Origin of the sequence: Clostridium perfringens (assembly GCF_016027375.1) — a bacterium.
GTDB lineage: Bacteria > Bacillota > Clostridia > Clostridiales > Clostridiaceae > Sarcina > Sarcina perfringens.
The window spans coordinates 951,756-974,811 of sequence record NZ_CP065681.1 but is presented as its reverse complement, the minus strand read 5'-3'; the positions used below and the strand labels follow the sequence as shown (position 1 = coordinate 974,811).

Here is a 23,056-nt window from a genome sequence, read left to right as displayed (position 1 = left end):
TTTTTAGTTCACCTCAAAACCATACTCACTAAATATCTTTTTACTTTCTTCACCTTTTAGGTACTCAATAAGCTTCTTTGCTTCTTTATTATTTTTACTATTTTTTAATAAACATAATTCATATTCTATAGGTTTATGATAATCATTAGGCACATCATAAACTATTTTACTATTTTTTAAATCTAAAGCATCTGTCTTATATACAAACCCTAAATTAGCTTCCCCATTTTCAACATATGTCTTAACATTTGTTACACTTCTAGCAAAAACTAATTTATCCTCAATATCCTTATAAACTCCTACTTTTTCTAAACTTTCCTTAGCATACTGTCCTGCTGGAACTGTTGAGATTTCACCAATTGCAATTTTGCCCTCTACATTTTTTAAGTCTTCTAAAGAATTTATAGGTTTATTATAATCATTGTTTTCAATTAAAACTAATTGGTTATTTAAAATCTTATAGGATTCATCCTTATTTACAAGGCCTTCATCTATAAGTTCTTTGGCATATTTAGTATTTGCTGAGAAGAATAAATCTACATCAGCTCCATCACTAATTTGTTTTTTTAAGGTTCCTGATCCACCTACATTATATTGAATTTTTACTCCATTTTCCTTTTCAAAATTAGAAGCAATTTTTTCCATAGGCTTTTGAAGACTTGCAGCAATGCTAACTGTTAAAGTTTTCTCTTCCTTATTATTAGTACATCCTACAAATAATAATGATAACATTCCTATTGCCATTATTATAGATAGGCTTATTTTCTTGCGCATTCTCTAGCATCTCCCTTCAGAATATCTATTCCATGTTTTAAATCATCTAAAATATAATCCATAACTTCTCTACAGGCTTTTGGACTTCCAGGCATATTAACTATAAGAGTATCTTTTCTTATACCTGCAGTAGCTCTAGAAAGCATAGCTCTTTTAGTTATTGTCATGCTATAACTTCTTATAGCTTCTGGTATTCCTAAGGCTTCCTTTTCTATAACATCCTTAGTTGCCTCTGGAGTAACATCTCTTTTACTAAATCCAGTACCACCAGTTGTAAGTATAAGATCAACCCCTAGATTATCGGCCATATTAATCATCTCATCTCTAAGCATTTCTCTTTCATCTGGTAAAACTATATATTTTTCTACCTTAAATCCTTTTTCCTTTGCAATATGAGCTATTACTAATCCACTTTCATCCTTTCTTTCTCCTGAATATCCTTTATCACTGCTAGTTATTATTCCTAATTTATACATACTCTAAAACACCTACCTTTTAAATTTAATAAAAAAGTCTATCTTATACTATTATTGATTTCTAAATATATAGCTAGAAATCAACATTTACCTAAAACAATTATTAATATAATAACTTTCTTCAATTGTTTAAATTTTATCATTCCAAAACTTTGGAAAATGTGATTTTTATCACATAATATATAAAACTTAAGGAGAGTTATAATTAAATATTATATTACTCTTTATTATTATTTGCTTAATTCTTGTTTTAAATATTATTTTTTTAACAAAGTTTCATAAAAAAAGCTGTACTCAAAATTTATTTTTGAATACAGCTTAATATTCTCAAGCTTTATAATTAGTAATTTTTTATATTTCTTAAGGTTGATGGACAAACTCCATAGTACTTTTTAAATTTTCTATAGAAATAACTAGTATCTAAATACCCTACCTTTTTAGCTATATCATTTATCTTCATATTTGTATTTAATATAAGCTCTTTAGCTTTCATATTTTTGGTTTTATTTAAATACTCAGAAAATGAACATCCCACTTCTTTTGTAAATACTTGACCTAAATAAGAAGTATTTATATGATATTTTTGAGCTAAGGTCTTAAGGCTTACCTCTTCATAATAGTTTTCATTTACATAACTTATTATTTGTTGAATTACAGGGCTATATTTTATGGTTGTTGGGTGCATAAGTTCTATAACCTCCCTAATTTCACTGCATAATAAGGTTTTAATATCTTCCCTTGTATCTTCACTACAAAGAGCAACTATTTCCTCTCCTAAGCTATTTCCTGTATATTGTTTTTCAACTTTAAATTCTTCCACAATACCATCTAATAAAAATAGTATTTTTACAGATAAATCATATATATTTCTTGGATTTAACTTTTTATCCTCAACCGTTTCCTCAATGATTTTTTCTGCCCCTTCTATATCTTTAGCAATTATTCTTTTATTTAATTTATCTAAAACCTCACTAAAGTTTATATTCTTCTCATTTATATCCTTAACATCCTCTGTTGTTATACACTTATTATATCCTAAGGTAAGAACATATTTTTTTAAGTTATTTGCTTCCTTATAACTTGAACTAATTTTATAAAGATCACAAACAGGTTCTCCAACACTTAAAAATACATCTATTCCATATTCATTTATTATTTGTTCTTTTAACTTATCATAATATTTTTTAATCTCTTTTTTACTTAAAGCTTCATCCCAAGAATTTATTAAAATAAGTTCTTCATCTAAGGTGTATATTATCTCAAAGTTATTTTGAGTATTTTCCTTTATTACATTAACTATATTATGTAACATTTCCTCACTATCATATCTACTTCTAGTGTTTATAATACATAGAGAATATCTTTCTGAATTTAAATTCATATAAAAGCCTTCTTTGTTTTCCTCTATTTCACCTTGAGCCAATTTACCCTTTATAAGTTTAATAAGAATATTATGTTTTCCTAAACTTGATTTATTTTCTTCTTTTTCTTGTTTTATTTTATTTATTGTATTTTTTAAAGTTTTTTCTAATTCTTCTTCATCTATAGGCTTTAATATATAATTTTCAACACCTAATTCTATTGCTTTCTTAGCATAAGAAAAATCATCATATCCACTTAATATTATAAACTTAACATCAGAATTAATTTTCTTTAATTCCTTTAATAACTCCAATCCAGTAACCTGTGGCATATTAATATCAGTTACCACTATATCAACTGGATTTTCCTTAAATTTATCTATGGCTTCTTGACCATTACTTGCCTTATTTACAATTTCTAACCCTAGTTCTTCCCATTCAATTATATTCTCAAGTCCTTGTAAAATTAAATTCTCATCATCAGCTAGCATAACCTTGTACATATTACTACTCCACCTCTCTAAGCGGGAATTTTAAAATCATATTAGTTCCCTTATTCTCCTCACTAGTAACAGTTAACCCATAAGGTTCCCCATATTTAATTTTAATCCTTTCATGAACATTTAGCATCCCTATTGATTTACCAGAATGATCACATTCCCTAATTCTTCTATTTATATCATCTAATTTCTCCTTAGGAATTCCCCTACCATTGTCTATTACTTCCACAACTATATCTTCTAAATGTTTATAGATATATATCTTTAATTCATTATCATCTCTTTCTAACCTTATACCATGAACAAAATAGTTTTCAATTAAAGGTTGAAGAGTAAATTTAACAATTCCCTTATCATATAAATCCTCTTCACATTCTATTTTGAACTTAAATTTCTCATCATATCTAAACTTAAATAGCTCTAAATATTTATTACAGTATTTTATTTCCTGATCTATTGAAACTATAAGATTTCCCTTTACTTGGCTTCTAAATAAAAATGCTAAACTATAAAGCATTTTCCCTACTTCTTTATCTCCATTACATATTGCCTTCATCCTTATTGACTCTAGTGTATTATAAAGAAAATGTGGATTAATTTGATTTTGAAGGGCTACAATTTCAGCCTCTCTTTGGCGTAATTCTGCTAAGTAGCTCTTCCTTATATGATCATTTAACTTTTCACACATTTTATTAAAATTATCTGCAATAAATGTTATTTCATCTCTATCCTTACTTAAAGGAATATGAACATCTATATCTCCTTTTTCAACCTTTTCCATGGCTAAAACAAGAGAATCCATTCTACTACTTAAATTTTTAAATTTTATATAAAGAATACACTCTGCAATTATAAATAAGAATAAACTAACTAAGAATGCTGAAACTTTAAAAAGAAGAGGTACTTTAGTAGCATTGCTTACTTTTATTCTCACTACAGACATTAATCCATTGTTATCTGGTAATATATCTACATAATAACTATCTTCTAATAAAATCTCATGACGCCCTACTTTAAGCTTATCAAAGTATGGATAATACTCATAATCATATTTATTTTCTGAGTCATATAAAACCATTCCTTCTTTATTTAATATAAGAACCTCTGAATTTGTATCCTTATATTTTTTTATAACATCACTAATTACCCCTACATCGTAAGTAGTCATAAGCATTCCTTCTGGCTTTAAAGAAGCTGCATCTCTTATTTCATTTATTATACTAATCTCATTTTTATTGTAGATTGCATATTCAATATCCTTTTTGTCTAATAATTCATTTGAATTAAAAGGATAGGTCTTTATTTCTCCCTTTCTATTAAAAACTGATATTTCATTTCTAGAATAACTTATAAAGGATATACTTTTTAAAAAGTTGTTTAATTGAAATGAACTCTTAACAAAACTTTCTATACCATTATAATAAAGTTTATCACTTGCACTATAGTAATCTAATTTGCCTTTTATATAATCAACTAAATCTGAATTTAAATACTTTATAACATCATTTAACCTAAAGTCATCTTCATAGAGCATATTCATTATTCTTCTCGATGTGCTGCTATTATACTCTAGGGTTTCATTTACATCTTGCAGTATTTTATCATTTAAATAAAGATTATTTCTCTTAATCTCTTCAGAAGTTTTACTTAAAAAGTAAATGCATAAAATACTAACTACGGATAATATAACTATTGTATATGTTATAAACAGTCTCTTATAAAGATTTGACTTACTAAACTTCATTTAATTCCCCTCTTCACCCACATTACCTTAGTCAATTTTTATTAAATCATATTCTACCCTATCTGAAAAGCTTATCAAATTATGATATTTTATTGTTTTTATGTATTTTTTATGGTTTCATTTAAAATTCATGCATATTTAAATTGTTTTTACCCTCTACTTATCTTAAACTATAATTACAAATTAGTTAAACCATTACATTATTTTATGGAGTGATAAAAATGAGTGAATTTTTTAATCTTGAAAAACTACTTACTTTTTTTAATTATATCTTTTGGTTTTTTATGCTTAATATATTTTTCTCTATATTAAATATACCTGTAATCTTGTTCTTCTTATTTGTAGGACTTAGTAATATAACAACATATTTACCTTTATTTTTAGTTTCTCTAATTCCTTTTGGAGCAAGTTTTACAGCACTGCTTTACTGCATGAGAAAATTAGTGAAATACAAAGATTTAGATTTATTTAGTGACTTTCTTAAGGGTTTAAAATATAATTGGAAACAATCTACCTTAATGTGGTGTGGAGAATTATTTTTAATATTCCTTTTAAGCTTTAACTTAAGAATATTTTCAACTGTTTACTATAGTTTACCACTTACTTGCGTATTTATAGTATCAATGGTCTTAACACTATTAACTACAACATATATTTTTGTATTAATATCAAGATTTTCTATGAGTTCAATGGATATTTTAAGAGCTAGTGTAATTTTAACTTTTACTAAACCAGTAGTTTCTATTGGAAATATAGTTATATTTTTATTTTCACTTATGCTATTTGAAATTAGTCCTGGAACAACAGTAATTTTTATGGCAAGCATAGTATCTTATTTAATAATGTTTTTAAATAAAAATCTTTTAGAAAGTTTAGAAACCAAGAGTTCACAAGCTTAAAAAAGATGTTATATCAAAATAACTTTTAATAAAACTTGCAAATAGTATTAAGAAATCTCTAGTAATTTCCTAATACATTTGTAAGTTTTATTATTAGCTTTTGATATGGCATCTTTATTTTTTACAAAGCTTACATAAAGCCCTAATATTCCTGTATAATAGCAATGTTACACTTGAACAGAAAATTATTTCATATTACAATATACTTATTATGTCTTAATGTATATATATGTTTAGAACTGATGAAGTTTAAGGAGGAAACTAAATTGTATAAATTTGTAGAAATAAATTCATCAGAAATTGATAAATTTAATGAATCTGATAGAAAGGGTCACATATTCCAAACATCTTATTGGGCTGAATTAAAAAAAGATTGGAAGAAGAAATTTATAGCAGGATATGATAATGATAATAATATGGTTATCACAGCTACTATACTTTTAAGAAAAGCACCATACATAAATAAATATATGGGATATATTCCAAGAAGTTTTACATGTGACTACAACAATAAAAAATTACTAATAGAATTTACTGAATATCTAAGAGAGTTTGCTAAAAAGAATAATATAAGCTTTATAACAATAGATCCAGATATCCATTTAAAAGAAAATGAAGAGGCTCTTTCAGAAGGTACTGAAATAAAGAACTTCCTTAAGAGTTTAGGTTACAAAAACACAGATAGTAAAAACTTTGAAGCTATACAACCAAACTTTGTATTTAGACTTCCACTTCCAACTGAAGGGAATAAAATGGATATTAAGAAGGCTGTATTTAAAAAATTCTCTAGTAAAACTAGATATAATATAAAAGTTGCTGAGGAAAGAGGATTATCAGTTGAAGTTTATGATAAAGAAACTTTAAATGAAGATGTATTAGACAGATTCCATGAAATCATGGTTACAACTGGTAAGAGAGATAACTTCTTAGTAAGACATAGAGAATATTTTAAGGACATGATAGATTACTTATATCCACATTGTAGATTATACATGGTTAAGTATAGCTACGAAAATGACTTCAACAGATTATCAGAAAAATTAAACAAGCAAGAAGAGGCTAAAACTAAGGCTATTAACAAAATAGAAGAACTTAAAGTAAAGCTTGATGCTGAAACTGATGAAGATAAGAAATCAAGAATTGAAAAGAAATTAAATGACCAAGATAAGAGACTTAAAGAAGCTGAAAGACAAATAGAAGGCTTTAAAAAGAAAATATCTGATATAGAACCTTTCAAAGGGCAAGAAATATATCTTTCAGGATCAATATACTTATACTACGGAAACAAAGCATGGTATCTTTACGGAGCTTCAGAAAATATATTAAGAGATACAATGCCTAACTTTGCTATGCAATGGTCAATGATTTGTGACTCTATTGATCTAGGTTGTGATGTATATGACTTTAGAGGTGTTTCTGGAGACTTAAATCCTGAAAATCCATTATATGGACTTTATAAATTCAAAAAAGGATTTAACGGAAACTTCGTAGAATTTATAGGAGAGTTTGATATTGTTATTGATAATGGAATATACACACTTTATAAAAAAGCTTTCCCACAATTCAAAAAAATAAGAAATGCTATAATGAATAAGAAACAATAAAAAAGAATGCTTATGCATTCTTTTTTTATTTAAAAACTTTATATAAAAAATTTCTCTAAAAAAGCTTCTATACATACTTAAAATTAAATAATTTTTATTTCCTAATTTCATTCTTTTCCCTAGTATAACCCTACCTTTTAATCAATATTTTAACTATTTATAACAAATACTCCTTATAGTTAACTTTATATAATCTAATTAAACTACAAGACCATTTTACATTAAATTTTAAGCATAATACCATATATTAATCTTTTGATTTGAAAGAATTAAGGAGTATAATATAATAGAAAGCATTAATAGTAATCTATTTTCGATATCGTATTTATATATATATTTATTTGTTATAGGAGATGACCCCATGCAAGAAAAAGTTTTAAGAAAATTATTTTTAGGTTTTATACATATCCATATATTACACCATGCAAAAGTTGAACCTTTTTTCGGATCAAAAATGATTGAAGAACTTAGGGAACATGGATACTCTATGAGTCCAGGAACTTTATATCCAATACTTCATAATATGGAGAGAGATGGTTTACTACTAAGAAAAGATAGATTAATAGATGGTAAGATAAGAAAATATTATAGTATTACATCAGAAGGTAATGAGATATTAGAAGAAGCTAAAAGTAAAGCATTTGAATTATTTAAAGAAATAAAATAAAAAACTATAGTGGTATATATTAATTTTCTATACCACTATAGTTTTTTTAATTAACTATAAATCTTTCAAGAAACTGTTTTGTTCTTTCATTTTTAGGATTTTTAAAAATTTCCTCTGGAGTACCTTCCTCTAAAACTATTCCTCCATCCATAAATACAACTCTATCTGCTACATCCCTTGCAAAACTCATTTCATGGGTAACTATTATCATTGTTTTATGTTCCTTAGCCAAATCTTTTATAACAGCTAATACTTCTGCTACCAATTCTGGATCTAAGGCTGATGTAGGTTCATCAAAAAGGGTAACATTGGGATTTATAGCCATAGCTCTCGCTATACTAACCCTTTGTTTTTGTCCTCCTGATAAGGTATTTGGATAATTATCCTTTTTATCAACCATACCTACCTTCTTTAAATTTTCTAAGGCAATTTCCTCAGCCTTTTTCTTATCCATTTTTTCTACTACAATCAATGCTTCCGTAACATTTTGTAGAACTGTTTTGTTATTGAATAAATTATAATGCTGAAATACCATTGCTGATTGTTTTCTTAAGTCATTAATTTCTTTTTTACTTATTTTTTCAGCATTTACTTTCACATGACCAACTTGGATTTCTCCCTTATCTGGTGATTCTAAATAATTTAAACATCTTAGGAAAGTTGACTTACCTGAACCTGAAGGTCCTATTATAACAACTACCTCACCCTGTTTAACTTCTATGTTAACATCTTTTAAAACTTCTAAATTTTTATAACTCTTTTTAAGATTTTTAACCTTTATCATGACTTCTCTCCTCCCCTCTTAATAAACTGAAAGTTTTTTCTCTAAAATCTTTTGTAGGTAATTAAAGAAGCCTATGATTATCCAGTACATGATTGCAACTACCACATAACTTTCAAAGAATTTATAACTAGCTGCCGCCTCCATTTGAGCCTTAGCTAATAATTCTACAACTCCTAAAGTAAATGCTAATGAAGATCCTTTTACTGTATCTACAAATATATTACCTAAAGGAGGTATTGCTATTCTAAATGCTTGTGGTAAAACTACTCTTTTTAAAGCTTGAGCCCTTGTCATACCTAATGATAGACATGCTTCCATTTGCCCTTTATCTATAGCATCTATTGATGATCTTAATATTTCTGCTATGTAAGCTGATGCATTAAGTCCTAAGCCTATTAATGCCGCAGTAAATGCACTCATATTTTGAAGTGAAGGTATTACCTGTGGCACACCAAAATAAAGTAAAAATAATTGTACTAAAAGAGGTGTTCCTCTAAAGAATGATATGTAAACCTCAGCTATTTGCTTTAGTACAGGAATTTTGTAAACCCTTATCATAGCAAGAGCTATACCAACTATTAATCCTAATATCATACCGAATACTGATAAAGATATTGTTACGTTAATAGCCTTTAATAACATAGGTATTAAATCTAATGAATACATAAAATCAAAACCTATACTATTATTTTTATTATTATCTATAATATTATTACTATTTTCTTGGTTATTAGGAACACTTACATTCATTCCTAGCCATTTTTCAGAAATAGATTTAAGAGTTCCATCTTTCTTCATTTCATCTAAAGCTTTATTAACATTTTCTGATAAATCTTTGCCTTTTTCATCCTTAACAAAAGGATAGGCATTTTCTATTTTATCTATTGGTTCTCCAGCTAGTTGTAAATTTAAATCTTTTTCTTTTATGGCAGCTATAGCTGAAACCCTATCTATTACTACAGCATCTATTCTTCCAAGTAAAAGTTCATTGAAAGCAGCATCTGTATTTTGATAAGTTAATATTTTTATCTCATTATTTTCATCTTTATCTTTAACTATTTTCTCATAGTTACTTCCAAGGTCAACTCCAACCTTTTTGCCCTTTAAATCGTCAAAGGATTTAATTGAATCATTGCCTTTTTTAACTATTATTTGAGCCCCACTATATACATATGGCTCTGAGAAATAATACTTTTCTTCTCTTTCTGGAGTTACAGTTATTTGATTAGCTATTGTATTAACCTTTCCACTTTCAAGCATTCCAAATAATCCGCTGAAAGAAGCTGTTTTAAACTCAACATCATACCCTAATCTCTTTCCTATTTCATTCCATACATCAACTTCAAACCCCTTAAGTTCTCCACCCTCTAGAAAAGTAAATGGATAATATGTTCCTGAAGTTGCTACTGTTATCTTTTCTTTATTAGTGCTATTTTTTTGAATGTTATTACTATTATTGCTACAACCAACTAATACCATCATTAAAATACTTATTGTTAGAAATAATAACATTAATTTTTTCTTCATTAGCGTGACCTCTTTCCATTTTAATATAGTTCCAATTATATTAATTCCCATCAAAATTGTCAACTTTGATTTTTATTTCGTATTAATTATATTTAGCCTTTATATAGAAATTATGTATTTTTAATATTAAAATGAATATAATGAATTATTTTTTAATAAGGATGGGTATTATATGAAGAAAAATTTAATATTTTATTTTTCAACCTCAGGTAATTCACTTTACACAGCTAAGGAAATAGCTAAACATCTAAAGGATGCAGAAATAATCTCCATAGTAGATGCTTTCTATAAAAAAGAGTTTAAATATGAAGCAGAAACCATAGGCTTTGTATATCCTATTTATGCCTCTGGCCTTCCTCCTATGGTAAGTGAATTTATCTCTAAATTACAATTAAATAAGGATTCATATATTTTTGCAGCTGAATGTACTGGTGGCGGAAAAGGCATAACCTTCTCTATGATAAATAAATTACTTTATCCTAAGAACTTAAGTTTATCTAATGGGGAAAAGTTTTTACTTAACTCAAACTATGTAAGAATGGGTAGAAATCCTAAGGTAGGAGAAGATGCAAAAAAAGTAATTGATTCAAACAAGTTTAAAATAGAAAATTTTACTCTTTCAATATTAAATAGGGAGTCTAAAGACTTAAAGGAAAAACATACTAGAATTAATTTACTTTTATATAAACTTTGGAAAGATGGTTTTAAAAATAAAGATAAGAATTTTAACACCAATGAATTTTGTACTGCTTGTGGAATTTGTGCTAAAATCTGTCCAAATAAAAATATAGAAATTATAGATGAAGGACCTAAATGGAAAGGAAATTGTTGTGATTGTATGGGATGTGTAAATAACTGTCCTCATAAGTGCATAAATATAGGAAATAAAACTAAAAAGAAGAATAGATATAAAAATCCATATATATTAACCTCTGAGCTTCTTAGAAAGTAAGAAATACATCTCTTAATCTCATATTGATTTCTAGATAAGGGTAAGAAAATTTCTTAATAAAGAATAAAAACTATAAAAAAAATTAAGTTACTTCTAACCCTGTCTAGAAATCAATATTCATTTTAAATATAACTTTATTTTAAATTATCTAAGGATTTTTTTATATTTTTTAGCTTTATTATTGTCTTTTTTAACTCATTAAATATGAATTCATCTTCTATAGAAGCATACATGAAGGTAAGTTTATCCTTTAAATTCACAAGCTCCATATACTCTTCAAATTCAAAATCTCTTATTATATTTTTTTCCCTAAGAACTTTAAAAGTTTTCTCTATATTCTCTGGCATATCCCATCCATTAGAAATAACAGCATAGTTTGATAAATCTAAAACTGCTTCAATAGAACTTCTTAATAAGTACTTTGTACTATCCACATTTTTAAAATCTTTTAAAAACGCCTCTTCTCCTAGTCTATTTAATATTTCTAACTTTTTAATATTTTCACAAATAAACTTTAAATCTTGATTTATTCTGTTTTTATCTACTGACATGTATTTCACCTACTCATTTGTATTTGTTAAATATATTATATATCATAAACCTAAAATTTATTTTATAAGTAATTAATATTTAAATTTTCATCACAAAAATTTTTATTAATTTATATTTATTTTAAGTGAGTATTAAGTTTAAAATAACTTTAAAAATTAAAAAGGGATAAGTTATCAAACAACTTATCCCTTCTCTTAAATAAAAATACCTAATAACTTAAGCAAACTCATGTAAATTAAATTACCTAATACCTTTATTTAAGATAAAACTCTAAGATTACTATAAGATATCAAAGAGCTTTTTATTAGAATATTTAATCTTAGTTCAGTAAAAGTAATTATCTCTTCTGATTAAGATTTATATTCTAAAATTTTAGTTACGCCACTTCCGTAAGAAAAATAATTCTTACCTTGCCATACACTAAAATTTTTTAAATGTAACTTTCGGTAGAAATCTTTAAGTTATCTCCTCCACGTTACATTATTATATTGTCCTTTTTATTAATTTATATACATAAATCTTTTAATTTTATTTCTTCTTTTACTTTCTTTTTCTTTAAATCTACACTATAGATTTTACTTGGATACTGACTGCCCCACTCTTCAGTTCCAGTTAAATAAATCTTATTATCTACAATTCCTATAATACTTTGAACATGTTGATTTTTTGAAAGATTCACACTCTCCCAAATTTCTTCATTAAAATCATACCATCTTAGTTCCTTATATCTACTACGATCCTCTGAAAACCACTTTATTTTTCCTGGATCTCTCCTAATAAAAAAGAAAATTTTATCTTTAACTATCTTGCTATAACTATATTCTCCATAAGTTTTTTTAGCCATATCATCCTTATTAAATTTGTCTAAATCAACTTTAAACTCTTTATTATATGCTAAATCAAAAAACTGCCCTTTTCCATTTCCTAAATCCTCATATTTATAGCCATTAACATATTCCCTTTCATCTATATCCTCTTTTGTACTTTCATCTCTTATACTTTCATCTTTTAAATTATTACACTTTATTTTTTTAACTTCATCCTTTTCAAATACTATTTCATACTTATCCACAACTTTATCATCATCATTTCTTTTTTGTAGGTATAATTTTTCATCATTAATAACTAATTCACAAGGAAAATATTCCTCATCTTCTGCTTTAAAATTCAATTTATTTTTAATCTTAGATTCACTAGTAAATTCTTTTATGGTTTCAGAATTTACAAATTTACTAATAGTATTTTCTCTAAAAAACATAATTAGAGTAATTAATGTTATTAGTACTAAACTAAATAAAACTCCACCTAAAACCTTTCTTTTTTTCATAAAATCCCCTCACAAATTTTACTGGCTTAATTCTAAAACTTTTATATTTGATATTTTTATACTTCCCTTTTCTTTTTCTCCTATAATTAAATATTTTCCATCATTATTCCATAAAATCTGTGGTGTTGGATCAATATAATCCTCTCCATACTCCTTTATAAGAGCAGCTTTATTATATTCATAATCATAAACTTTTCCTTCAGCTATGGTTTTGTTATTCCCTATCTTTAAAACCTTAACCTCCATGTTCCCTCCATTTTGAGAAAGATAAAAAATCTTATCTCCTGAGGGAGCTACTTTCTGAGATAAAAAGAATCTTTCTATGTCTAGATTAGATTTATATAATTCTGTGGTGACTTTATTTCTTAAATCTATCATTTTAACTTTTTCTCCCTCACTACTTCCACAATGAAATAAAATTTTTTCATCATTTAAAAAAGCTAAATCGTAGTAAGCTTCCCCTTTTTCTAATAAATCAACTTCATCTTTTAAAACTTTTTCTTTTAAATCTAAAGAATATATTTTACTTGAAAATTGTTCACCCTTCATACTATTTCCTAAGATAAAAACTTTATTATCTACTACACCTATTAAAGTTCCATCTAAATAAACTTCTTTAGGTACTTCAATACTATCCCAAAGTTCATTGTTAAAGTCATACCATCTTATTTCTTTATAATCTCCATCTTTATCCCAAATTCCTTCTCCTAAATCAAATCTTCTATTTATAAAAAAAATCAAATAATCTTCTAAAACATAATATTCTTCTGATTCCTTTAAGGTCTCTTCTGCAAAGTTATTTTTATTAAACTTCTCTATATTAACTATCTCCTCTTTTTCATAATCTTTACTAAAAACCTTCCAATTACCATTTCCTAAATCTTCAAACTCACAATTATCTAGTATAAATTCAATATCTCTAAGATTTGGAGCTTCTTTTAGCTTTTCAACTTCAACCCTCTTATAATTATTTCCTTCAAAAATAATTTCCTCTGTTTTTAAAAGCTTTCCATTCCTATTTCTGCTTTCTAAATAAAGTTTTTCATCCCTAACTAATAAGCTTTCATAGTCATAAAGTCCTTCTTCTAATTTAAAATCATGCTCTTTAATAACCTTTATTTTATTATTTTCAGAATCCTCAGCAGCATTATTAGATAGTATATATAACTCCCCTCCATACTTATTAGTACTTTTATAACTTATAAAGGAACTTATTAAAAGTCCTGTAGTAACCACCCCAGCTAAAACCCAAATTAAAATTTTACCCCTTTTCATAAATACTCCTTTCAAAATCTTCTTATAAAATTACTATTTGCTTTTATTTTACACAGGAGTTTTTTCTAAAAAATTAAATCTTATTGCCAAAATATTTCCAAAATTAAATATATAAATTATTTAAAAATAATACTAACCTTTACCTTACCGTTATAATAATTAAAGGAAATATCTCCTCCATATTTTTTTACTAGCTCTGAGCATATATAAAGTCCTAAACCATTTCCCCCTAACTCTCTAGATTTTTTAGTATTCTCTCTATAAAATGGCTCAAATATTTTTTCTACTCCCTCACTACTAATCTCATCACTAAAATTCTCTATCTCTATAAACTTTTCTTCCTTATCTTTAAATAGACTAATCTCTATTTCACTATCCTTTATTGAATACTTTATGGCATTATCTAAAATATTTATAATAATTCTCCTTATTTCGTCTTCTCTACACATAAACTCAATATCTTCTAAATTATTAGAAATGCATATCCCTTGTTTATCTCCCTTAACTTTAAAATCTTCACATAAATCCTCTATTAATGTTTTTAGGTTTACATTTTCTATTTCTCCACCTTCTATGTCGCTTTTGTTTTTGGAAATTTCAATCAAACTTACTATAAGTTCATGCATTCTTTTGCTTTCCTTGTTTATTCTCTCTAAAGCAAATTTTCTAAAATCATTATCATTAAAATCTTCTTCACTCATAATTTGAGCATATCCTGAAATATTAGTTAATGGAGTTTTTAATTCATGAGTAATATTGTTAAAAAACTCTGTTCTAGTTTTTTCTAATGTTAAAACCTTTTCCTTTTCTTCATTTATTTTTTCAATCTGTTCCTCAATTTTATTTGCCATTTTATTTACTCCACAGGCTAAATCTCCTATTTCATCCTTTGAATTAACTTTTAAGTTTATTTTAAAGTCACCATCACCAATTCTTTTAAAAGAATTTTTTATATAATTTAAAGGATTTATTATTCTCTCAAAAAGAAAGTATGTGAAAATTAATATAAGTAAAAATGTTATTGAAACAATGAATTTTATATTGCTCATTAAATCTCTTAACTCTAAGTGTTCCTTTGAATAATCCTTGCTTAAAAGTATATTTCCTAAAAAACTCTCATCAACATACACTGGAAAAGCTAAGTATGCTTTAACAGCTTTTTCATCTCTATAAATGTTTAATGCAGCCTTATTCTTATTTGCTTCTTTTAAAACATCATAGCCCCCATCCCTTTCGTAATCAAAGGAAAAATCGTCTAAATAATAACTATATTCCTTTTCTAAAGCTTCATTAAAAACATCAATTTGGCACTTTCCCTGTTCACTAATATCATTTGATATTTTAGGAATATATCTATTAAAATTTCCCTTGTTTCCTTCCAAATTGTTTACTTGAAAATATAACCTTAAAATACTGTAGCTACTTTTATATAAAGAATCCATTTCATTTTTAATTTTATTTTCATGATAATTAATAAAAGCTTTACCTAAGAAACAATTTAAAATTATAAAGGCAATTAGAAATATTATTAAAAATCCTCCTGAGAATTTATGTTTAACTTTCATATTTTTCACCTTTAAACATATATCCTAATCCAAAAATAGTTTCTATTATTTCTTCATTATTAAGCTTTTGTCTCAATCTTCTTACATGAACATCAACAGTTCTAAAATCTCCAAAATACTCATCTCCCCATACCCCATCTAATATCTGATCTCTAGATAAGGCTATGTTAGGATTATCTAAAAAATATAGTAATAGTTCTATTTCTTTTGGCTTCAATTTTACCTCTTCTTCATTTAAATAAACCTTTCTTGACTGCCTTTTTATTTTAATAGGGCCAATTATGAATTCATCTTTAACTGTACTTTTATTGCTTTCCTTTAAAAATTTCTCTTTTCTCCTTAATGCAACCTTTACTCTTGCTACGCATTCTCTTATATCAAAGGGTTTAGTTATATAATCATCTGCTCCTAACTCTAGTCCTAGAACCTTGTCCACAATATCATCTCTAGCTGTAAGCATTATAATATTTGCATTTAATTTATTTAACTCTCTACAAACATCAAATCCACTAATATCAGGTAACATCAAATCTAAAATCACTAAAGTAGGATTAAAATCTTTAAATATATCTATACCCTGTCTTCCTTTATCAACACATCTAACTTTAAATCCCTCTTTCATAAAGGAGTATCTTAAAATATTTTGTATATCTGGTTCATCCTCAATTATTAAAATCTTTTCTTCCATCTCTTTCTCCTCTACCCACATAGTTAAATTAATTTTACTATATTTTTCAAATTTAATTGTTATCAACTCTTTACCAAAATAAAAAAAAGGCATGTATCAAATAAATTTTAAAAAACTTAAAAAGCATTCTCTTCATATTATTTGTAAGTTTTTTATTAGCTTTTGATACAAGCCTCTTTTATTAAATTTAATTTTAATCCTTTTATTGATATATTACTCCATCAATATTAGATAATATATCATCAATTTGATAATCATTTATATTTATATCTATATTTCTACATCTTAATTTTGCTATTAATTCATTCTTTTCATCTTCAAATATTGATGATTGCTGAATACTAGATATAAGGTCTTCTAGCTTATATAAAATGCATAAACCTTCATATGCTCCTAAAGCTGTACATATATTCTCTGTTGATTTCCACTCTGTCATATCATATTCTGAATAATCTACTTTATCACAATAAGAAGTGATTTTTTCTTGATAATATCTGTTTATGTATGCCTGTGCCATATCACTTTCTTCAAAGCCTACTACACTTCCGTCAGGCATAACTAAAATATAGTTATTTTCTGGTGCTTCGTATGGATTCATACTAATCGCCTCCTACTCTTGTTTATTTTATTTTAGTTTCCCCTCACCTAAAAGCCTTATACTTATATAGTTTTGGAATATACTTTTCCATTTTCAGCATATATTATAAGTTTGAAATCTAGTTTCATCACTTTATTTAAATATATAATTATCACTTTCTATGTTTATAATTTCTGCATCTGTATTTTCTTCTACAAAATCTATTAAATTCTCTAAGGTTGAATCAACTTGCTTTTGATCTCCACAAACTGCTGAAATTCCTATAACTATAATCTGATGAATATCTTGTTCATGAACCTCTCCTACAGAAACATTAAATTTATTTTTTAATCTTTGAACTATACTCTTAACCACCATTCTTTTTTCTTTTAAAGAATGTACCCAAGATGCTCTTAAAGTTATTTTTAAATTTAAAACTCTCATAAAATCACCTATTAAATTCTCATAAGAATATTGTTTATTTCTTCACTTACAGTAAGTCTTTCATTTTCAATCCACTCTAAGTCAAAATTTAAATTAAATCTCTTGCTAAAAGAATAATACATATTTACCATTTGATAATAAGTTTCTAAGTCATATAAAGTTCCTGAGTAACATTGAGGTTTAAATAGTTCTTCTTGATCATTTATAAATAGCTGATCAACAAAATTTAAAAATTGATTCATTAAGTCATCTTTAGATATATCAAAAGGAATTTTTAAAAGCTCCCATTGAATTTCTTCAAGAAGTTTATATGATTTTAATCTTTCTAATATTATTAAATATTCACTTATATCCATTTTTCTATAGTATGGAACTTCACATTTCTTTGTACTCCATAAAGCTAATTTTTCATTTAAAGGAAGATTATCAATTTCTAATATTGCATCTGAAGGTCCTAAAACTGCTCTTTTTATACTAATATCCTCTTCCTCTAATCTCTCTTCAATAAATTCCTTATTATCTCTATAAGTAGCTACATATCCCGTATCATATATGCCTTTTCTTCCTGCTCTTCCTGCAATTTGTTTAACCTCCTGAGAAGTTAACTCTCTCATTTGCTCTCCATCAAATTTGCTTATTGATAAGAAAATAATTCTCTTTATAGGAAGATTAACTCCCATTCCAATGGCATCAGTTGTTATTAAAATTTTATTTTTTCCCGTTATAAATTCTTCATACTGTTTTTTTCTAACCTCTGGTGGTAAATCTCCATAGATTATGGAGCATTTAATTCCCATCTGTGAATATTGCTCAGCCATTTGAAGAACTTTTTTCTTTGAAAATAAAACTAAGGCATCTCCCTCTTGAACATTTTTTGGATGAAAACTTTCATCTTCTACAATAAGTGGAATATCTCTATGATATTCTATAATCTCATAGTCATCTCCACAATCTTCTATAATTTCTTTTAATATATTCTTAGCATTAAAGGCTCCACATATATGTATTTCAGTACAATATAAACCAAGTAAAGCTCTAGTCCAAGCATACCCTCTTTGTGAATCATCTATCATTTGAATTTCATCTATAACTGCCACATCATATCTTTCATGTATATTAGCCTTTTCTATGGTACAGGATACATGTGTTGCATCTTCAAATAATATTTCTTCTTCTCCAGTAAGAAGATTACATTTAACACCCTCATTATTTAATCTTTCAAAGTTTTCTAAGGCTAAAATTCTAAGAGGAGATAAATATACTCCTTTTCTAACCTCTTTAAGTCTCTGCATAGCAGTATAGGTTTTTCCAGTATTCGTTTCTCCTAAATGCAGATAGAACTTTCTTTTAAGCCTTCTTGTATGAAGATATTCATCCTTTGGATTTGCTGGAAACTTCTCATCAAATTCCTTAGATATTAACTCTGGAATATGATGTTTTACAAGAAGAGTCATAATTCCTGAATTAAGAAATACATTATAATTGTTTCTTAAGACTTCATAAAAATCAAAATTAGTATCATTTTTCTTATTATAATTCTCTAGAATTCTCTTTCCTACCGCTTCTAATAATTCTTCATATCTATCATAAAGAGATTCATATCCTTTTAACCCTTGATCTTTCATCTCTTTTAATTGCAATATTTTTTTTCTTAAGGTTGATTCATGTTCAAAAAGTGCTCCTGCTTTTGAATGTCTTACTATGTTTTCTATTTGATTTATTTGACCTGATAATTTTTTATACTCCCTTTGAGCCGCATTTTTTTTCATTAAAATTCCTCCGAATTAAAATTCTATAATAATTTAACCTATATATTTTCATTGTAATCTTTTTCTATAAATATCTCAAACAGTTAAAATTTTTCTCTCCCTTTTCTTATTTTCTTCAAAATATATTTTAATATTAGTCCCTTTATAAAAGTAAATATTTATTTTATAGAAAGCTTAATCTTAAATAAAACTCCTCACTAATTTTAATATGCTATAATCTTCTTATACATAATTAAAACTTAATATAAGGAGATACATATATGTTTATAATTACTTATAAAATGCCAAAGGAACTTGTTGATGAAAAAATAGAATTACTTCAAATCAATGATATATTCAATGTTTATTATGAGTCCCCACTAGACATAACAACAGATATGTTTGGATATGGCTATAAAGAAAAGGAAAATGTTATTGTTGATTTAAAAGTAGCCTTTGATGGTAATCTAGAAGACTTTGAAAACTTTAAATCTCAAGTTTCTTCATTACTTAAAGAAACTCCTTCTTCAATAGATGAAGTTAAAAATGAATTTGAAGAATTTTATATTGACCCAATTCATTTAAATGATCAATGGGTTTTATGTGCCCCAACTGATAACTTTGAAAATAAAAAAGAAATTTTCTTTACTCCTCAAGGTGCCTTTGGAACTGGATTACATGAAACTACTCAAGATATATTAAAATTCATAGTTGAAGAAGATTTTGAAGGAAAATCTCTTCTTGATTTAGGAACAGGTTCTGGAATACTTTCTATAGCTGCTGGAGTAAAAGGTGCTTCAAAAATAGTAGCAGTAGATATAAGAGATGTGGAAGATGAAGTTCTTTTAAATGCTTCTTTAAATGAACTAGAAAATATAGAAGTAGTAGTTGGAAATGTTCTTCATGAAGATTATAAATTAGATGAAAAATTTGATTGGATATTTATAAATATTGGAGGAGAAGAAACTGCAATGTTTATGGATTTTATTGAAGAACACATAGAAAAGACTGGAAAGCTTCTAGTTTCAGGCTTAGTTGAATGGAGCTTTGATTGGGTTAAAGAAAAGGTTGAGAATAAAGGCTTTAAATTAAATAAAAAATTCCAAACAAATGAATGGTGTACTGCAATATTCTCAAAATAAAATAACTAAACTTAAGGAAATTAGATAATCTTTTCTTTTACAGAAAATTATCTACTATCTTACTTTATATTTGGCGTGTATCCAAATAACTTTTAATAAAGCTTACAAACAATATGAAGAGAATATCTAGATGAGTTTTAGAATTTAAATTATTATGGAGAAGATATTATGTTAAAAAACTGAGACTGTTTAGTATCTTAGGAATACAATCTCACAAAGTTCGATTGCATAAGTTCAAAAATCCAAATTGAAAATTTGGACTTTCACTTAAGTTTCGAAGTTTTAGTAATGTCTTCGGAGTAATAATTATAAATTCTTAACGAAATCTAGTAATTCTCGGAATATGTTTGTAAGCTTTATTATTATATTTTGATAAGTCTCTTTACTAAAAATATGTACTAAGAAAACTACAAACTATTTGATATTAATCTATTTATAACTTTATTAGTTATCATATATTTACTTAAAAGTCCTGTAAATACTCCTGTTATTACTCCACTTAAAATCAACACTGGTAAATAATATAATACACTTGTTGTTTGAAAAAGAATCATTGCTATAATAATTTGTCCTATGTTATGAGCTATTGCTCCACCTACACTAACAAACCATATTACCTCTTTCCCAACTATTTTCATTAAAAGAATCATGACTAATAAGCACATTAAGCCACCAGATAAACTATATAATAAACTTACTACTTGTCCAGAAAACATACTTCCTAAAAGTATTCTTATAATAAGAACTGTTGAAGCTTCTCTAATTCCATATAAATATAATACTATCAAGGTTATTATATTAGCCAAGCCAAGCTTAACTCCAGGTATTGGTACCAAAGGAGGAATGTGAAGCTCTATCATAAATATAGTTAAAGCAATGGTGGTTAATATTGATAATCTAACTATTTTATTAATATTATTCATAAATATCCACCTTTCCTTTAATAAGTTTTTGTATCCACTTCATTTTCTTCTCCTCCTTCAATTTTTATTATTAAATTATTTGGAAGACAAGCTATTGGTAAAAGAGATTCATGTATTTCTCCAGTTTCCATACAAACTTTATCATGACAAGTAGCCTCAATTACCTTTACTCCTGTTTTACTAACTTGAAGAATATTATAATGCTCTTCATCCCCTATTTTAATTTCATAACTCTTCTCTACTTCACTTAAATCAATAGATTTTATAAGTTGTCCATCTTTATATATCTTAGCTACTGGATTTTTAACTTTTTTATTATGTATAAAAAAACATAACAAAGTAGATAACAATAAAATCGTAAAAATTATTACCACTTGAACTTTTTTATTCATTTACATCCCCCTAAATCCTTTGTTATCCAAGTTGCTTGTTTCTATGAAGTCCATATTATCTTTTATAAATAATGCCTCTACCCCATCTAATCCTTCAATAAGTTTCTTAGCTTTTTCTGCCCCTAAAATATAAGTAGCTGTTGATAAGGCATCTGCATCTATTCCATTTTTAGTGATTATTGTTGAACTTATAAGTCCCTTTTCAGCTGGATAAGCAGTGCTAGGATCTAATATATGATGATATCTAACTCCATCTTTTATAAAATATCTTTCATAATTTCCTGATGTTACCACAACTTCATCATTAATTTTTACAGAAGCTGAAATCTCATTCTCTTCCTTAGGATTTCTTATTCCTATGCTCCAATTTTCATTATTTATCTTATTTCCTAAGGCAACAACATTTCCCCCTAAATTAAGTAATGCTGAATTTATTCCTTCTTCCCTTAAAACTTTTCTCATTTCATCTCCAGCATATCCTTTTCCAATGGCTCCTAAATCTAATTTTATATTTTCATTTAAAAATCTTATTTCCTTAGTATGAGGATTTAATTCTATATTCTTATAATTTTTTAAATCTTTATACTTATCAATTAAAGTTTTTTCAGGTATATTAGCATGTTCTGTTCCTATTCCCCAAGAATCAATTACATGTCCTATAGTTGGATCTAAAGCTCCTTCAGTTAAATTGGCATAATATATAGATTTTTCTATGACATAATATAAATCATCTGATAACTTAACATTTTTATGAAAAGCTTCAGAATTCACCTTGCTAAGCTCACTATTCTCTATATTTACTGACATCATATTCTCAATGTCCTTTGCTCTATTAAAAGCTTTTTCTAAGGCTTCCTTAGCATTATCTCCATATGCTACTCCACTAACTACAGTACCTAAAATCTTTTCTGTTTTTTCATAGGAATTAACTTCTTTATTATTGTTTTCTGCTTTTTTTGAATTATCACAAGATATTAATCCCATAGAAAGTATAGAAACTAATAAAATAATAATTGCTCTCTTTTTCAACATATATTTTGACTCCAATAAATATCTCTTAAAATTTAAATACACATTTAGATTAAAAGATGACTTTGATTAAGCAAAATCATCTTTTAAATCTAATTAAGTAAAC

At 26.4% G+C, this 23,056-nt stretch carries 22 protein-coding genes; 5 read left to right on the top strand and 17 right to left on the bottom strand.

Going from position 1 to position 23,056, the window contains the following annotated elements:
• Positions 1–3: 3 nt before the first annotated feature.
• The 4 genes from modA to I6G60_RS04895 all read right to left on the bottom strand — a co-directional run bounded on the left by modA (position 4) and on the right by I6G60_RS04895 (position 4,855).
• Positions 4–774 carry a molybdate ABC transporter substrate-binding protein gene (modA, locus tag I6G60_RS04910; RefSeq protein WP_003451139.1) on the bottom strand — a complete coding sequence of 257 codons (771 nt, stop codon included), beginning with the start codon at positions 772–774 and terminating at the stop codon, positions 4–6.
• Positions 759–1,250 (bottom strand): MogA/MoaB family molybdenum cofactor biosynthesis protein, encoded by a 492-nt coding sequence (locus I6G60_RS04905; RefSeq protein WP_003451343.1) that lies wholly within the window; start codon positions 1,248–1,250, stop codon positions 759–761. The genes modA and I6G60_RS04905 overlap by 16 nt, the downstream gene beginning before the upstream one ends.
• A gap of 340 nt (positions 1,251–1,590) precedes the next feature.
• A complete protein-coding gene (locus I6G60_RS04900; protein ID WP_003451481.1) occupies positions 1,591–3,114 on the bottom strand; it encodes a response regulator transcription factor in 1,524 nt (507 codons plus the stop codon).
• Between the two features lie 4 nt (positions 3,115–3,118).
• Positions 3,119–4,855, bottom strand: a complete 1,737-nt coding sequence (locus tag I6G60_RS04895) for a sensor histidine kinase (protein ID WP_151233565.1) — start codon at positions 4,853–4,855, stop codon at positions 3,119–3,121.
• Between the two features lie 221 nt (positions 4,856–5,076).
• Between I6G60_RS04895 and I6G60_RS04890 the strand changes: the two genes are divergently transcribed.
• From I6G60_RS04890 to I6G60_RS04880, 3 genes are all read left to right on the top strand, one after another.
• The gene (locus I6G60_RS04890) at positions 5,077–5,754 is read left to right on the top strand and encodes a DUF624 domain-containing protein (protein ID WP_197925634.1); all 678 of its coding nucleotides are present in this window, start codon (positions 5,077–5,079) and stop codon (positions 5,752–5,754) included.
• A 266-nt stretch (positions 5,755–6,020) separates the two neighbouring features.
• On the top strand, positions 6,021–7,358 hold the full coding sequence (locus I6G60_RS04885) for a lipid II:glycine glycyltransferase FemX (RefSeq protein WP_004457764.1): 1,338 nt from the start codon (positions 6,021–6,023) through the stop codon (positions 7,356–7,358).
• Positions 7,359–7,719: 361 nt separating this feature from the next.
• Complete coding sequence (locus I6G60_RS04880; protein WP_003451687.1) at positions 7,720–8,025, top strand: PadR family transcriptional regulator; 306 nt, start codon at positions 7,720–7,722, stop codon at positions 8,023–8,025.
• Positions 8,026–8,071: 46 nt separating this feature from the next.
• On the opposite strand, the gene I6G60_RS04875 is transcribed toward I6G60_RS04880, so the two are convergent.
• Together I6G60_RS04875 and I6G60_RS04870 are read right to left on the bottom strand one after the other, a co-directional pair.
• The gene (locus I6G60_RS04875; RefSeq protein WP_003455197.1) at positions 8,072–8,809 is read right to left on the bottom strand and encodes an amino acid ABC transporter ATP-binding protein; all 738 of its coding nucleotides are present in this window, start codon (positions 8,807–8,809) and stop codon (positions 8,072–8,074) included.
• 18 nt (positions 8,810–8,827) lie between these two features.
• On the bottom strand, positions 8,828–10,336 hold the full coding sequence (locus tag I6G60_RS04870; RefSeq protein ID WP_003455090.1) for an ABC transporter permease subunit: 1,509 nt from the start codon (positions 10,334–10,336) through the stop codon (positions 8,828–8,830).
• Between the two features lie 172 nt (positions 10,337–10,508).
• Here I6G60_RS04870 and I6G60_RS04865 point away from each other — a divergent pair, with 172 nt between their 5' ends.
• Entirely contained in the window at positions 10,509–11,288 is a 780-nt protein-coding gene (locus tag I6G60_RS04865; RefSeq protein WP_003455000.1) for an EFR1 family ferrodoxin, read from the top strand.
• A 134-nt stretch (positions 11,289–11,422) separates the two neighbouring features.
• Here I6G60_RS04865 and I6G60_RS04860 read toward each other — a convergent pair whose 3' ends face one another.
• The 8 genes from I6G60_RS04860 to I6G60_RS04825 all read right to left on the bottom strand — a co-directional run bounded on the left by I6G60_RS04860 (position 11,423) and on the right by I6G60_RS04825 (position 19,485).
• Complete coding sequence (locus I6G60_RS04860) at positions 11,423–11,839, bottom strand: DUF86 domain-containing protein (RefSeq protein WP_003454898.1); 417 nt, start codon at positions 11,837–11,839, stop codon at positions 11,423–11,425.
• Between the two features lie 506 nt (positions 11,840–12,345).
• On the bottom strand, positions 12,346–13,167 hold the full coding sequence (locus tag I6G60_RS04855) for a hypothetical protein (protein WP_111744297.1): 822 nt from the start codon (positions 13,165–13,167) through the stop codon (positions 12,346–12,348).
• Between the two features lie 18 nt (positions 13,168–13,185).
• Positions 13,186–14,442 carry a hypothetical protein gene (locus I6G60_RS04850; protein WP_111744298.1) on the bottom strand — a complete coding sequence of 419 codons (1,257 nt, stop codon included), beginning with the start codon at positions 14,440–14,442 and terminating at the stop codon, positions 13,186–13,188.
• Between the two features lie 116 nt (positions 14,443–14,558).
• Positions 14,559–16,007 carry a sensor histidine kinase gene (locus I6G60_RS04845; protein ID WP_049040131.1) on the bottom strand — a complete coding sequence of 483 codons (1,449 nt, stop codon included), beginning with the start codon at positions 16,005–16,007 and terminating at the stop codon, positions 14,559–14,561.
• Positions 15,997–16,695 carry a response regulator transcription factor gene (locus tag I6G60_RS04840; protein ID WP_110026314.1) on the bottom strand — a complete coding sequence of 233 codons (699 nt, stop codon included), beginning with the start codon at positions 16,693–16,695 and terminating at the stop codon, positions 15,997–15,999. Before I6G60_RS04840 ends, I6G60_RS04845 begins: the two co-directional genes overlap by 11 nt.
• A gap of 202 nt (positions 16,696–16,897) precedes the next feature.
• Positions 16,898–17,293, bottom strand: coding sequence for a hypothetical protein (locus tag I6G60_RS04835; protein WP_003482062.1), 396 nt, complete (start codon positions 17,291–17,293; stop codon positions 16,898–16,900).
• A 132-nt stretch (positions 17,294–17,425) separates the two neighbouring features.
• On the bottom strand, positions 17,426–17,716 hold the full coding sequence (locus I6G60_RS04830; RefSeq protein WP_003451429.1) for a DUF503 domain-containing protein: 291 nt from the start codon (positions 17,714–17,716) through the stop codon (positions 17,426–17,428).
• Between the two features lie 11 nt (positions 17,717–17,727).
• Entirely contained in the window at positions 17,728–19,485 is a 1,758-nt protein-coding gene (locus I6G60_RS04825; protein WP_011010764.1) for an SUV3 family DEAD/DEAH box RNA helicase, read from the bottom strand.
• Between the two features lie 260 nt (positions 19,486–19,745).
• Between I6G60_RS04825 and I6G60_RS04820 the strand changes: the two genes are divergently transcribed.
• Complete coding sequence (locus tag I6G60_RS04820) at positions 19,746–20,606, top strand: 50S ribosomal protein L11 methyltransferase (protein ID WP_111744300.1); 861 nt, start codon at positions 19,746–19,748, stop codon at positions 20,604–20,606.
• 407 nt (positions 20,607–21,013) lie between these two features.
• Here I6G60_RS04820 and I6G60_RS04815 read toward each other — a convergent pair whose 3' ends face one another.
• Genes I6G60_RS04815 through I6G60_RS04805 form a run of 3 tightly spaced genes read right to left on the bottom strand, consistent with a single transcriptional unit; the run spans position 21,014 to position 22,953 of the window.
• Positions 21,014–21,529, bottom strand: a complete 516-nt coding sequence (locus I6G60_RS04815; RefSeq protein ID WP_011591052.1) for a Gx transporter family protein — start codon at positions 21,527–21,529, stop codon at positions 21,014–21,016.
• Between the two features lie 17 nt (positions 21,530–21,546).
• Positions 21,547–21,921 carry a NusG domain II-containing protein gene (locus I6G60_RS04810; RefSeq protein ID WP_197925632.1) on the bottom strand — a complete coding sequence of 125 codons (375 nt, stop codon included), beginning with the start codon at positions 21,919–21,921 and terminating at the stop codon, positions 21,547–21,549.
• The gene (locus I6G60_RS04805; protein WP_110071570.1) at positions 21,922–22,953 is read right to left on the bottom strand and encodes an FAD:protein FMN transferase; all 1,032 of its coding nucleotides are present in this window, start codon (positions 22,951–22,953) and stop codon (positions 21,922–21,924) included.
• Between the last annotated feature and the right edge of the window lie 103 nt (positions 22,954–23,056).

Excerpts from the sequence above, each read along its gene's own strand:
- modA (WP_003451139.1), bottom strand. The coding sequence starts at position 774 with ATGCGCAAGAAAATAAGCCTATCTATAATAATGGCAATAGGAATGTTA.
- I6G60_RS04905 (WP_003451343.1), bottom strand. The coding sequence starts at position 1,250 with ATGTATAAATTAGGAATAATAACTAGCAGTGATAAAGGATATTCAGGA.
- I6G60_RS04900 (WP_003451481.1), bottom strand. The coding sequence starts at position 3,114 with ATGTACAAGGTTATGCTAGCTGATGATGAGAATTTAATTTTACAAGGA.
- I6G60_RS04895 (WP_151233565.1), bottom strand. The coding sequence starts at position 4,855 with ATGAAGTTTAGTAAGTCAAATCTTTATAAGAGACTGTTTATAACATAT.
- I6G60_RS04890 (WP_197925634.1), top strand. The coding sequence starts at position 5,077 with ATGAGTGAATTTTTTAATCTTGAAAAACTACTTACTTTTTTTAATTAT.
- I6G60_RS04880 (WP_003451687.1), top strand. The coding sequence starts at position 7,720 with ATGCAAGAAAAAGTTTTAAGAAAATTATTTTTAGGTTTTATACATATC.
- I6G60_RS04875 (WP_003455197.1), bottom strand. The coding sequence starts at position 8,809 with ATGATAAAGGTTAAAAATCTTAAAAAGAGTTATAAAAATTTAGAAGTT.
- I6G60_RS04870 (WP_003455090.1), bottom strand. The coding sequence starts at position 10,336 with ATGAAGAAAAAATTAATGTTATTATTTCTAACAATAAGTATTTTAATG.
- I6G60_RS04865 (WP_003455000.1), top strand. The coding sequence starts at position 10,509 with ATGAAGAAAAATTTAATATTTTATTTTTCAACCTCAGGTAATTCACTT.
- I6G60_RS04860 (WP_003454898.1), bottom strand. The coding sequence starts at position 11,839 with ATGTCAGTAGATAAAAACAGAATAAATCAAGATTTAAAGTTTATTTGT.
- I6G60_RS04855 (WP_111744297.1), bottom strand. The coding sequence starts at position 13,167 with ATGAAAAAAAGAAAGGTTTTAGGTGGAGTTTTATTTAGTTTAGTACTA.
- I6G60_RS04850 (WP_111744298.1), bottom strand. The coding sequence starts at position 14,442 with ATGAAAAGGGGTAAAATTTTAATTTGGGTTTTAGCTGGGGTGGTTACT.
- I6G60_RS04845 (WP_049040131.1), bottom strand. The coding sequence starts at position 16,007 with ATGAAAGTTAAACATAAATTCTCAGGAGGATTTTTAATAATATTTCTA.
- I6G60_RS04840 (WP_110026314.1), bottom strand. The coding sequence starts at position 16,695 with ATGGAAGAAAAGATTTTAATAATTGAGGATGAACCAGATATACAAAAT.
- I6G60_RS04835 (WP_003482062.1), bottom strand. The coding sequence starts at position 17,293 with ATGAATCCATACGAAGCACCAGAAAATAACTATATTTTAGTTATGCCT.
- I6G60_RS04830 (WP_003451429.1), bottom strand. The coding sequence starts at position 17,716 with ATGAGAGTTTTAAATTTAAAAATAACTTTAAGAGCATCTTGGGTACAT.
- I6G60_RS04825 (WP_011010764.1), bottom strand. The coding sequence starts at position 19,485 with ATGAAAAAAAATGCGGCTCAAAGGGAGTATAAAAAATTATCAGGTCAA.
- I6G60_RS04820 (WP_111744300.1), top strand. The coding sequence starts at position 19,746 with ATGTTTATAATTACTTATAAAATGCCAAAGGAACTTGTTGATGAAAAA.
- I6G60_RS04815 (WP_011591052.1), bottom strand. The coding sequence starts at position 21,529 with ATGAATAATATTAATAAAATAGTTAGATTATCAATATTAACCACCATT.
- I6G60_RS04810 (WP_197925632.1), bottom strand. The coding sequence starts at position 21,921 with ATGAATAAAAAAGTTCAAGTGGTAATAATTTTTACGATTTTATTGTTA.
- I6G60_RS04805 (WP_110071570.1), bottom strand. The coding sequence starts at position 22,953 with ATGTTGAAAAAGAGAGCAATTATTATTTTATTAGTTTCTATACTTTCT.